Raw genomic sequence first — 11,518 nt, forward strand, 5'->3', positions numbered from 1 at the left:
CATTAAGCCGATTGCGGCAACTTTTCCTTCAGTGTTACAAATTCGCGCTCGAAATCGAGCGTCTTGCGCTGCGTGCTCATGGCCATTAATGCCTCGGCGCCGCCGGAATGTTCAGTATCGTCCTTGATCCACACCCACAGCCGGCGCTCGCGGATATAAAACATCGAAAACACGCCCAGCACCAGCAGCGCGCAGCCGAAGTACACGATATTCTTGCCCGGTGAGCGCGTGACCTGGAACACCGACGCCTTCACTTCGACGAATTCGTCCAGTTGCAAATACACGGGCGCGCCGTAGAAGAATGCGTCCGACAGCGCGTTGGTGGCCAGCAGCAGGTAGCGGCCATGGGCTTCGTCGGCCGCAACCGGCGCCAGGCCATCCTTGGCGCGTGCGACCTGCCACAGCTCCCACAGGCTGCCGTTCAGGATTTTCATGAACACTTCGGCGGTCTTTTCCTGGCCTTCGACCGGCACTTTTTCCAGGAATTGTGAAATCGACACGAAGCCGCCAACCTTGCCGTCGCCGGCAAACAGGCTCAGGCTTTTCTCGGACGACGCTTCGATATGTCCGCGCACGGCAGCCGCATCGGCGGTTTGCGGCGCGGCGCGCTCGCTGTAGCGTTTGGCGGCTGCCGCGCGCAGGGCCGGGTCGGCCAGCGCGGCGCGCAGGCGCATCCAGTCGCGCACCGAGTGTTCGTCGTCGGCGGGAATGCGCAGGTAGCTGAACGGATCGGACGGATTGGCGCGCACGCCGGCCAGGAACACGGCGGCGCCGTCGAGCGTCATCGGCTGCATGTAGTTCTGGTATTCGCGCGCCTGCCCGGTCTTGTCGCGCAGCTTGTACTGCACGCTGGGGCCGACGTTTTTCAGTTCGTTGGAGAGGCTGCCCCGTCCGGCCGAGCCGGTGTGCTTGTCGAGGCTGGCCGAGAACTGCTCGCGCAGGCTCTTGTCCTGCTTGACCGCGCGCACGTCGTTATTGGTGTTCATGTTTTCCACGTTGAACGGCCGGAAGCCCGACCATTCGATGGTGTAGGCGTCGCTGAACGGCGTGGTGCCGCCCACCTCGCCATTGAGGTCGAAACTCCGGGTGCCGGTGCCCAGCATCGGGTAGCCCTTGAGCTTGAGCTTGCTGCCGCCGTCTTCAAAGCTGGACTGGTAAATCGCCAGGCCCTTGAAGATCAACGGCTTGTTGACCTCGATGACGGCGTTGACCTTCTCGCCGGTGGCGTGATCGACCACTTCCACGTCGCTGGCAAACAGCTTGGGCATGCCGGTGCTGTAAAAATCGATGGTGAATTTTTTCAGGTTGATGGTGATCGGCAGATCCTGGATCAACACGCCGTCGGGACGCTGCAGCAACGCGCTCGAGCTATTCGAGCCTTCCGGGATCAGGGTATTGCCACGGAAGGTGGGGTTGGACGTGCTCAGGCGATGCTTGGCCGGCACTTCGGCGATCAGGCCGCTGCCGGCAAACGGCGTTTTGCCCAGCACCCACTCCTGGAAGCGGATAGGCAAGTCCGAATCGAACAGCGCCCCCACGCAGATCACCACGATCGACGCGTGGGCAAAGATGTAGCCGAACTTGTTGGCGCCGCCCTGCTTGGCAGCCAGCAAGGTGCCGTTGTCACGCTCGACGATTTTCACGCGGTAGCCGTTGTCGGCCAGGCGGGCGGCGGTTTGCTGCGCCAGTGCTGCGCGCGCCAGCGGTGCGCGCCAGTGCATGCGGTGCGGGAAGTTGAGCAGCGACTGTTCGCGCACGTTCTCGCGCCAGCTGCGCATGTCGCGCACCATCTTCGGTGCATTGCGCGCGATACACAAGCTGGTGGACGACACCAGCAGCGTCATCAGGAGCATGAACCACCACGACGAGTACACGGCGTAGAGGCCGGCCTTGTCGAACACCTCGAACCAGAACGGCCCGAACTGGTTGATGTAGTTGGACGTGGCCTCGCTCTGCTTCATCACGGTGCCGATCACGGCGGCAATGGCGATCATCGCCAGCATGGCGATGGCAAAGCGCATCGACGACATCAGTTCGATCGTCTCGCCGATGATGGGGCGGCGGGTCTTGATTTGGATACCGGTGGTGCTAGTCATGCATGGCGATCTAAAAAATGGGGCAACCGCGCAGCATACCAATAAAAAGGGCGGCCCGCTCACGCCGCCGCCCTCCCAATTGGTATAAAAACGCCCTTACAAGCGAATTACGAGGCAGCGCTATTTCAGCCCGGCGACATAGTCTGCTACTGCTTTCATTTCATCATCCGACATGCGGGCAGCGATGGTGGCCATTTCCGGGCTGTTCTTGCGGCCATGGCCCTTGAACAGTCCCAGCTGGGCGACCGTGTAATCCTGGTGCTGGCCGGCCAGGCGCGGGTACAGCGCGGGAATGCCACCGCCGGTGGCGCCATGACAGCTGGCACAGGCCGGCACGTTCTTCTCGGCGATGCCGCCGCGGTAGATTTTTTTACCAAGGTCGATGCTGTCGCGGTTCTTGGCCGCACCCGGTTTGGCCGGCTGCGTGGCCAGCCAGGCCGCCACGTTGTGCTTGTCGGCGTCGGTGAGCATCTTGGCGTACAGCGACATCACCGGCTGGTTGCGGGCGTCGGTGGTGAAGTTGACCAGCTGCTTGTACAGGTAGCTCTGGCTTTGCGCCGACAGCTTGGGATTGACCGCAATGGTCGAGTTGCCATTGGCGCCGTGGCAAGACACGCAGGCCGGCAGCCCGCGCGCGGCGTCCCCTTCCACGTACAGGACGCCGCCCTTGGCGGGATCGACCTTGGCGGGGGCCGCAGGTGCAGCAGGTGCGGCGGAAGCTTTATCTTGGGCGTATCCGCTGGCAGCGGAAAAGGCGATGGCGGCGATGAGCAGGGGTTTCAGCAAAGGAGAAAACGCACGTTTCATTCAAGCACCTTGGAAGGAGTCTATAAAGTTTTACGTCCGAATGAAGGCGTGGCATTCTCGAATGCCTGGCAACATTCCGTGACTAGGCATTGTACAATAGCTTACCTGCCTAACCGCCCCACTTTGTTGCATTTTCCCCCATCTTACGTTATCTCATGTCTAAACTCTGGCAAGCCCGCTTCTTTACGACCGTAAACCAACTGCGCGATCTCCCCGACACCACGGTGCCGGAGATTGCCTTTGCCGGTCGGTCCAACGCCGGCAAATCGACCGCCATCAATATCCTGTGCAACCAGAAGGGTTTGGCGTTCGCATCCAAGACCCCGGGCCGCACCCAGCACATCAATTATTTCTCGATCGGCGGCGCCCACGTGGCCCAGCACCGCAAGGACCCGACCATCGTCGAAGAGATCGAATGCCTGCTGGTCGACTTGCCCGGCTACGGCTACGCCGAAGTGTCGGGCTCGGCCAAGCTGCACTGGCAGCGCCTGCTGGGCGACTACGTCCAGCGCCGCGAACAGCTCGCTGCCCTGATCCTGATCATGGACTCGCGCCGCCCGTTCACCGACCTCGACATCCAGATGCTCGAATGGTTTGCCCCCACCGGCAAGCCGATCCACTGCATCCTGACCAAGGTCGACAAGCTCAACCGCAACGAATCGGTCAACGTGCTGCGCCAGGCGCGCGCCCGTCTCGACAGCTATGTCGATGAAGACGGCGAAGGCTTCCCGTTCACCGTGCAACTGTTCTCCGCGCTCAAGCGCGTGGGCATCGACGAAGCCAACGACAAGATCCTGGAACTGGCCGGCGTCAGCGCCGACGACGACGCCGCTGCGCAGATTGCCGCCCAGGTCGAACAGATCGACATCGCCGATGACGCTGAAGATGACGATGACGAAGTCAAAGAAGCCAAGTAACGTTCAATAAGGAAGTAACAAGATGCATACGCCTCACGCCCCCTCCTCGTTCCCGGCCCTGCGCCTGCGCCGCATGCGCCGCGATCCGTTTTCGCGCGCGCTGATGCGCGAGAATGTCATCACCGCCGCCGACCTGATCTACCCGGTGTTCATCCTCGAAGGCACGCAGCAGCGCGAAGCCGTGGCGTCGATGCCGGGCGTGGAGCGGGTGTCGGTGGACTTGCTGCTGAAAGTGGCGCAGGATTGCGTGGAGCTGGGCATCCCGGTAATGGCGTTGTTCCCGGTGATCGAGGCGTCGGGCAAGTCGCTCGACGGCGCCGAGGCGCACAACCCGGACGGCCTGGTGCCGCGCGCGATCCGCGCCCTCAAGCAGGCGTTCCCGGAACTGGGCATCCTCACCGACGTCGCGCTCGACCCGTACACGGTGCACGGCCAGGACGGCATCATCGACGAGCACGGCTACGTGATCAACGACATCACCACCACCGCGCTGGTCAAGCAGGCGCTGTGCCACGCCGAGGCCGGCGCCGACGTGGTGGCGCCGTCGGACATGATGGACGGTCGCATCGCCGCCATCCGCGCCGCACTGGAAGAACACGGCCACATCCACACCCGCATCATGGCTTACTCGGCCAAGTACGCCTCGGCCTTCTACGGCCCGTTCCGCGATGCGGTCGGCTCGGCTGCCAACCTGGGCAAGGGCGACAAGAACCAGTACCAGATGGACCCGGCCAACAGCGACGAAGCACTGCGCGAAGTGGCGCTCGACCTGGCCGAAGGCGCCGACATGGTGATGGTCAAGCCGGGCATGCCGTACCTCGACATCGTGCGCCGCGTGAAGGACGAATTCAAGGTGCCCACGTTTGCCTACCAGGTCAGCGGCGAATACGCGATGCTCAAGGCCGCCGCCCAGAACGGCTGGCTCGACCACGACAAGGTGATGATGGAGTCGATGATGGCGTTCAAGCGCGCCGGCGCCGACGCCGTGCTGACCTATTTCGCACTCGATATCGCGCGCCTGCTCAAGGCGGCCAAATAAGCCAGCGCAGGCGCAGGCACTGTCGGTCAGCCATCGCTGCGCAACGCAGCGATCGGATCAAGCGCCGCTGCCTGGCGCGCCGGGAACACGCCGAAGGCCAGGCCCACCGCCACGCATAGCAGCACTGCCGCCACCAGGCTCAGCGGTGACCACGCCACCGACCAGCCGGCCAACGCGGCGATGCTGTACGCGGCCACGGCGCCGAGCACCACGCCCAGCAGCGCGCCGCTGACGGCGATCACCAGCGCTTCGGCCAGGAACTGCTCGACCACGTCCCGGCGCCGGGCGCCCAGCGCCCGCTTCAGCCCCACTTCGCGGCGCCGCTCGAGCACATTGGCCAGCATGATGTTCATGATGCCGATCCCGCCCACCAGCAGCGACACCGCCGCAATCGAACTCATGACGATGGCGAAGATACGCTGGGTCTGCTGGTTCTGGCGGTACAAGCCCATCGGCACGATCAGGTTGGTGTCGTCGGCGCCACCGTGGCGGCGGGCGATCAATGCCTGCAACACGCGAGCGGCCTGGTCCGGCGCTACCTTGCCGTCGAGCCGCACGCTGATGCCGTCGACCTCGTCCTCGATGGCCTTGAAGCTGAACCGGGCACGCCCGGTCTCCCAGGCCACGAACAGGCGCTCGTCGTCGAGCCCGAGCTTGATGCCCTCGAAGTCGGACTTGCTTTGCGCGCGGTCTTGCAGCACGCCCACCACTTCCAGCCATACATGGTTGAGCTTGACGCGACGGCCCAGCGCCGGCGCAGCGCCGAACAGCGTGCGCGCCAGCCGCGCGCCAATCACGCAGACCGGCGCCAGGGTGGCGCTGTCGGCAGGCGTCAGCCAGCGCCCGGCAGCCAGTTGCAGGCCGCCGTGCGCGGCGTAGTCGGGCGAGACGGCGTAGGCGCGCGCCGGCACCACGCGCTGGTCGAGCACCAGCTGATCGACCTTGATTTCTTTTTTCAGCGCGACCGACACCGCGCCCGGCACCACCGACAGGGCCGCCGCGCCATCGGCTGCCGACAGGCCCAGCGAACGGGTGCGCAACTCCTTGAGCTGCTCGGGATCGATAGCCTTGCTTTCGAGCAGGACATTGTCGAGCCCCAGCTCGGCCACCAGCCGCAATGCTTCGCGCTTGCTGCCCTCGCCCACCGCCAGCATGGCGACAATCGCACCCACGCCGAACACCATGCCCAGCAAGGTCAGGCCGGTACGCAGCTTGCGCCGCCCCAGTTCGGTTAGCGCTTCGTGCAACAGGGCCAGGTTCATGATTTCTCCGTGGCGGCCGGCGGCAGCAACACGATGCGTGCGCCGGCCGCGATGCCGCTCTTCAGTTCGCTGCGCACGGGACCGCGCTGGCCCAGTTCCACCTTGTGCAGGACTGGGCGTCCATGTTCTTCGGTGTAGACGGCATGGCCGGCGCCATCCTGCACCACGGCGATATTGGGCACCGTCAGCGCGGTGCTGCGCGCCACCAGTTGCACCGTGCCGCGCAACGCCTGGCCGGGCTTGAGGCCGAGCTTGCGCGCGGTGGCGGTGTCGATGGCGGCGTCGAAATCGCTGTACTTGACCGGCGACTCCTGCGACGTGGTACTGGCGCTGCTGCCCACCCGCGTGACCGTCAGGGTCAGCTCGGTACCGGTGCCGGCCAGGCGCACCCGTACCGGCAAGCCGGTGCGCAGGCCGAACGCCTCGCCTTCGGCCACGCTGAAGTGGGCCACCAGTTGGTCGAGGTCGGGCAGGCTGCCGAACTCCTGGCCGGCCGACTGGCTGGCGCCGATCTGGGGCTTGGTGCCGTCCCACTTGGCAGCCAGCAGGAAGATGCCGTCATGCGGCGCCACCAGTTCCAGCGCGGCCAGGCTGTCGCGTTTTTGCCTGGCGGTCTGCACCACGCTGTCGCGCTGCGAATGCAGCACCGCGTCCTGGGCGGCGGTGCGCGCCTGCGACTGGCCTTCTTTCCAGTCCAGGTAGCTGCGCTTGGTGCTCAAAAAGCCGACATCGGCCAGCGCGTCGAGGACGGTGTTGCGCGCGAAAATACTCAGGTCGACGCTGGCATAGCGGCGGCTCAGTCCGAGGTCGTCTTCGACCTTGGCGCGGTCGCCAGCCAGCTTGTCGCGCTCGACGGCAGCGTTGCTGGCACTGGCCTGCTCGGCCAGCGCCTTGCGCAGCAATTCCAGTTCGGCCTGCGACAGCTCCATGCGCGACTGCGGGGCATCGAAGCGCGCCACCACCTGGCCTTTTTGCACGCTGCTGCCGTCGGCCACCATGTCCACCAGCACGCGGCGGCTCCAGCCGTTGCCGGGCACGTTGAGCGCGGTGCTGGCGGCAGCCTTGATTTCGCCATCGACCGCCAGGGTTTCGAGCCAGGCGCGCGGCGCCAGCGTTTCCGCGGCCACACTGCCCGCCGACGGGTCAACGTTGCAGCCGGCCAAAGCAGCCATCATGGCCACCGCTGCCATCGCAGCGGGTTTGAATACGTGCATGGTCATGGTTGGCTGGTTTTTCCTGGTTGCGACGCTACGGGCGGCACGGTCCGCGCGGTGTCGGCCACCAGCACCGCCTGCACTGCCGCGCCGGGTTTAAGTCCGGCCGGTTTGCCCTCGAACTGCAATTCGACATCGCGCACCACCAGGGCCTGCGCGCTCGATTTGCCATGGAACGCGCGCCCGAGCGCCACCACCCGCGCATCGAGCGTCTGGTTGCTGCCGGGGACCGTCACGCGCGCCGCCTGGCCCAGGCGCACCCGCGAGGACTGCGCTTCGGGCACACTGGCGGCCACGTACAACTGCTCGGGGTCGGCCAGCGTGGCGACTGACAGGCCCATCCATACCTGGCTGCCAGCGCTGAATTTTTGGCCGTCGAAGCTGGTGCGGTACACCACCATGCCCTTGCGCGGCGCCAGCACGGCCAGCGCTGCCTTGCCCTTGACCAGCGCGGCAAGCTGCGCCTGCAATTGGGCGATCTCCGCTTGCAGCCCGGTGCGCTCGGCGTGGCGGGCGCGGATCTGGGCCTGCTGCTGGGTCACTGCCAGCGTGGCCAGGCGGTTTTTCTCCACGCGGTCGATCACCAGCTTGTCGTAATCGACGCGCCGTATCAATTCCTTCGGCATGGTGGCCTTGCGGTCGGCCTTGTCGGCATTGCTGCGCGCCTCGGCCACCGCCAGTTCGCCGGCCCGGTCGGCCTCGGCCTGGTCCAGCTTGAGCTTGTCGAGTGCCCGCAGTTTTTCCTGCAGCGCGCCCTGTTGCGTGACCAGCCTGGTCGTGACGTCGTTCGACTCGAACTCGGCGATCGGCTGGCCGGCTTCGAGCAGCGTGCCTTCCGGCGCGAGTCGCGCCAGCTTGTATTGCCAGATGTAGGGAATGCTGGGCGGTGCTACCGGCAGCGCGCTGCGCGAGGCGATTTCGCCCTCGACGGCCAGCGCCTCGCCGGCCATTGGCGTCGGCGCTGCAGGTTGCGCTGCAGCCTGGTTTGAAGCACCCGCCCTGGGCAGGCGCGGTGCTACCTGCACGCTCATGCCCGGCACCAGCGCCAGTGCATGGCCGGCGGGCAAGCCGATCTTGACCCGGAAGTAGCGGCCCCGGCCCCAGCTGGCGCGTGCTTCCGGCGCGCTGGTGATGGACTTGATCACCCCCGCCACCGCACGGGTAAAGGTCGCCGGCAAGGCGTCGAACTGCAGATCGACCGCCTGGCCCTCGGCCAGGTAGGGCCGGTCCGCTTCCAGTGCCCACGCGGTCACCACCATCTCGCCACTCCCCAGCACGACGCCGGCGGCGTTGCCGGGCCAGGCCGACGACCCTTCCTCGAAACGCGTGCCCATCCATGGGCTATAGCCATGCACCACCACGCCGTCGCGCTGCGCGCGCACTTCCGCCTGCGCCAGCAGGGCAATCTGGAACGCCAGGTTGATTTGCAGCTTCTTGATTTCCAGCGCGCCGTCTTCGCGGCGGCGATCCACCGCCGCGCGCGCGCTGGCATCGGCGTCGCGCTTGATGGCCAGGTCGCGCGTGGCACGATCCAGTTCGGCCTGGTGGCGGTCGTAATCGAGTGCCGAGATCTGCACCTTGGGCAGCGCCGCATCGAGCCTGGCCTTGTCCAGCGCGGCCTGGGCGCTGACCAGCGCTTTGCCGGTCTCCACCACCGCAACGTCCAGGTTGGCGATTTCGCCCTCGGCGCGGGCGCGCGCCTGCTCCAGTTCGGTTTTATAGCGCTCGATATTGGCGGCATCGCCGGTCTCGATGCGCAGCACCAGGTCACCGGTCTTGACCTGGCTGCCTTCGGCGACGAAGTTGCGCAGCACCAGCGGCGACGAGTTCGACGGCGGCACCAGGATGGTTTGTGAGTCGAGCGCCTCGACTTCGCCGGTCAGCAGTACCGGTCGCGGCGCGGTGTCTTGGCCACGGCTGGCAGTGTCGGGCCGGCTCGCTGGCGCTGGCGCCGGGGCCGGGGCCGGAGGGCTGGCCGCGTCGGCCCGCCCCAGTTTCAGGCCGGCAGCGATGACCAGCGCCAGCAAACCGGCGCCCGAGAGCGCCAGCGTGGTGCGCGTCAGCCTGGCGCGCCTGAGCATGGTGAACTTCAGCGTGGCGAACCTCACGCGGCGTCCCCGGCAATGCGGCCGTCGCGTAAATGAATGGTGCGCTGGGCGCCGGCGGCGATCGCCGGATCGTGGGTCACCAGCACCACGGTCTGCCCGCCGGCGTGCAGTTCGTGCAGCAGGGCCAGCACATCGGCCGCGCTGCGCGAATCGAGATTGCCGGTCGGCTCATCGGCCAGCAGCAGCGCCGGCTGGTTCAACAAGGCCCGGGCGATGGCCGCGCGCTGCAACTGGCCGCCCGACAACTGGCCCGGCAAATAGCCGGTGCGCTGCCCGAGGCCGATGCGTTCGAGCAGCGCCACCGCGCGCGCTGCCGCACCCGGGTCAGGTTGGCGCGCATAGCGCTGCGGCAGCAGCACATTTTCCAGCACGCTCAAACGCGGCAGCAAGTGGAACGACTGGAACACGAAGCCGATGCGGCGGTTACGCACGTCGGACGCGGCATCGTCGTCGAGCGCGGAGACTTCGTCCTCGGCCAGCCGGTAGCGGCCGGTATCGGGCCGGTCCAGCGCACCGAGCACGTTCAGCAACGTCGATTTGCCGGAGCCGGACGGCCCCATGATGGCGACAAATTCACCGGGCGCCACGCGCAGGTCGATGCCATCGAGCGCGTGGATGGCGTTGCCGCCCTGGTGGTAAGTTTTGCGAATGTTGCTCAGCTCTATCATTGAACAAGTATCCGGGCGCCTTCAGGTTTTGTCAATTACTTAACTTGGTCCAATTGGTAACCGCCGCTGCAGCCGCCATCGCCGTCCGCATGAAGTCGCGCAGCGCCGGCGTGACGAAGCCGTCGTCGGTCAGCCCCGGTTCGTTCACCAGCGCCTGCCGCACCTTGTGCTGGGTGGCCGGGCTGTCGCCCGCGAACGAGCGGAACAGGTCGAACCAGTGGCGCGCCAGCGCCTGCACCTCGGGCGACTCGGGCGCCCTGCCCTCATCCATCGCAGTTTGCACCTGCGCCACCAGCGGCGGCCATTCGGACGCGCGCTTGCCGATGTTGTCGCGCAAGAAGGCAAACTCGTCGTCGTCCAGGTATTTGCGGTACAGCGCCAGCTTGCGCTGGCCGGAGGCGGCAATCACGAACTGCATGACTGCCGGCGTGATGCCGGTGTCGTCCTGCACCAGTGCTTCGCGCTCGTGCATCGTGTTGAGCTTGGCGAACAGGGCCGGGTTGGCGCCGGTGTCGCGCACCACCATTGCCATCCACTGGCGGGCATAGGCCTGTGCCTGCGGGTGGTCCGGTCCGGCGCCAGACGCCATCAGCGCACGCACGGCGGCCACCAGCGTGGTCCACTCGGCCTTGACGGCGTTGGCGGGGTTGTACAGCGGCAGTTGCTTGAGTTCTTCGGGGGTAAAGTATCGATCGTACATGGTCATGAGCTCCAGAGTGGTCAGCCAATCGGCCAGTCCGGGTTCCTGCTGCTGCGCCAGTTGCTCGTGCATCGCCACCAGGCGCGCACGCAAGGTGGCGGCCTGGTCGATCTGTCGCGTCAGCACGGTAATCTGCTGGGCAACCACGTCGGCAAGCGGCAGGTCCGGTCTGTCCAGGGAAGCACCGATGTCGGCCAGCGACAAGCCGAACTTGCGCAGCGCCTGGATGTGATGCAGCCGGGCGATGTCGGTTCGGTTGTAGAGCCGGTAGCCGGCATCGGTGCGCGCGGAAGGCTGGAGCAGGCCGATGGCGTCGTAATGGTGGAGCGTGCGCACCGTCAACCCCGTGCGTTTGGCCAGTTCACCTATTTTCAACAACATCGTCAAGCTCCCGTCTTTGTGCGTACAGACAGGTTGGCGCCTGACGTTGCGTGAGGGTCAAGGACTTTATACGAACTCGGCGCAACCGGCCGGTTTGAAGATGCGCTCGGTGGAAGCGGGATTGTTGACCAGCTTGGCCAGCGGGCGCCGTGGCCGCGCCACCAGTTCGCCGCCGCAGTTCGGGCACTTGCCCGCCAGTTTCGACGTGGCGCACGGTGCGCAGAACGTGCATTCGAACGAGCAGATGCGCGCCTCGGTGGACTCGGGCGGCAGGTCGGTGTCGCAGCATTCGCAGCTGGGTCGCAGTTGCAGCATGGCGTAGTCTC

10 protein-coding genes are annotated in these 11,518 nt (G+C 65.9%); 2 read left to right on the plus strand and 8 right to left on the minus strand.

Annotated elements, in window-relative coordinates:
- Positions 1–2 precede the first annotated feature (2 nt).
- Entirely contained in the window at positions 3–2,096 is a 2,094-nt protein-coding gene (locus DUPY_RS01555; protein ID WP_070245961.1) for a cytochrome c biogenesis protein ResB, read from the minus strand.
- A 120-nt stretch (positions 2,097–2,216) separates the two neighbouring features.
- Entirely contained in the window at positions 2,217–2,903 is a 687-nt protein-coding gene (locus DUPY_RS01560; RefSeq protein ID WP_070245962.1) for a c-type cytochrome, read from the minus strand.
- Positions 2,904–3,058: 155 nt separating this feature from the next.
- Here DUPY_RS01560 and yihA point away from each other — a divergent pair, with 155 nt between their 5' ends.
- Together yihA and hemB are read left to right on the plus strand one after the other, a co-directional pair.
- Complete coding sequence (gene yihA / locus DUPY_RS01565) at positions 3,059–3,820, plus strand: ribosome biogenesis GTP-binding protein YihA/YsxC (RefSeq protein ID WP_070245963.1); 762 nt, start codon at positions 3,059–3,061, stop codon at positions 3,818–3,820.
- 22 nt (positions 3,821–3,842) lie between these two features.
- A complete protein-coding gene (gene hemB, locus DUPY_RS01570; RefSeq protein WP_070245964.1) occupies positions 3,843–4,859 on the plus strand; it encodes a porphobilinogen synthase in 1,017 nt (338 codons plus the stop codon).
- A 26-nt stretch (positions 4,860–4,885) separates the two neighbouring features.
- Here hemB and DUPY_RS01575 read toward each other — a convergent pair whose 3' ends face one another.
- The 6 genes from DUPY_RS01575 to DUPY_RS01600 form a co-directional block, all read right to left on the minus strand.
- Positions 4,886–6,121, minus strand: a complete 1,236-nt coding sequence (locus DUPY_RS01575; protein WP_070245965.1) for an ABC transporter permease — start codon at positions 6,119–6,121, stop codon at positions 4,886–4,888.
- The gene (locus tag DUPY_RS01580) at positions 6,118–7,341 is read right to left on the minus strand and encodes an efflux RND transporter periplasmic adaptor subunit (RefSeq protein ID WP_070245966.1); all 1,224 of its coding nucleotides are present in this window, start codon (positions 7,339–7,341) and stop codon (positions 6,118–6,120) included. Before DUPY_RS01580 ends, DUPY_RS01575 begins: the two co-directional genes overlap by 4 nt.
- Positions 7,338–9,443, minus strand: a complete 2,106-nt coding sequence (locus tag DUPY_RS01585; RefSeq protein ID WP_229255206.1) for an HlyD family secretion protein — start codon at positions 9,441–9,443, stop codon at positions 7,338–7,340. Before DUPY_RS01585 ends, DUPY_RS01580 begins: the two co-directional genes overlap by 4 nt.
- Positions 9,440–10,111 (minus strand): ABC transporter ATP-binding protein, encoded by a 672-nt coding sequence (locus DUPY_RS01590; RefSeq protein ID WP_070245967.1) that lies wholly within the window; start codon positions 10,109–10,111, stop codon positions 9,440–9,442. Before DUPY_RS01590 ends, DUPY_RS01585 begins: the two co-directional genes overlap by 4 nt.
- A gap of 31 nt (positions 10,112–10,142) precedes the next feature.
- Entirely contained in the window at positions 10,143–11,192 is a 1,050-nt protein-coding gene (locus tag DUPY_RS01595; RefSeq protein ID WP_070245968.1) for a MerR family transcriptional regulator, read from the minus strand.
- Between the two features lie 66 nt (positions 11,193–11,258).
- Entirely contained in the window at positions 11,259–11,507 is a 249-nt protein-coding gene (locus DUPY_RS01600) for a DUF1272 domain-containing protein (RefSeq protein ID WP_070245969.1), read from the minus strand.
- Between the last annotated feature and the right edge of the window lie 11 nt (positions 11,508–11,518).

The sequence above is a fragment of the Duganella phyllosphaerae genome, from assembly GCF_001758785.1.
GTDB classification, from domain to species: Bacteria; Pseudomonadota; Gammaproteobacteria; order Burkholderiales; family Burkholderiaceae_D; genus Rugamonas; species Rugamonas phyllosphaerae.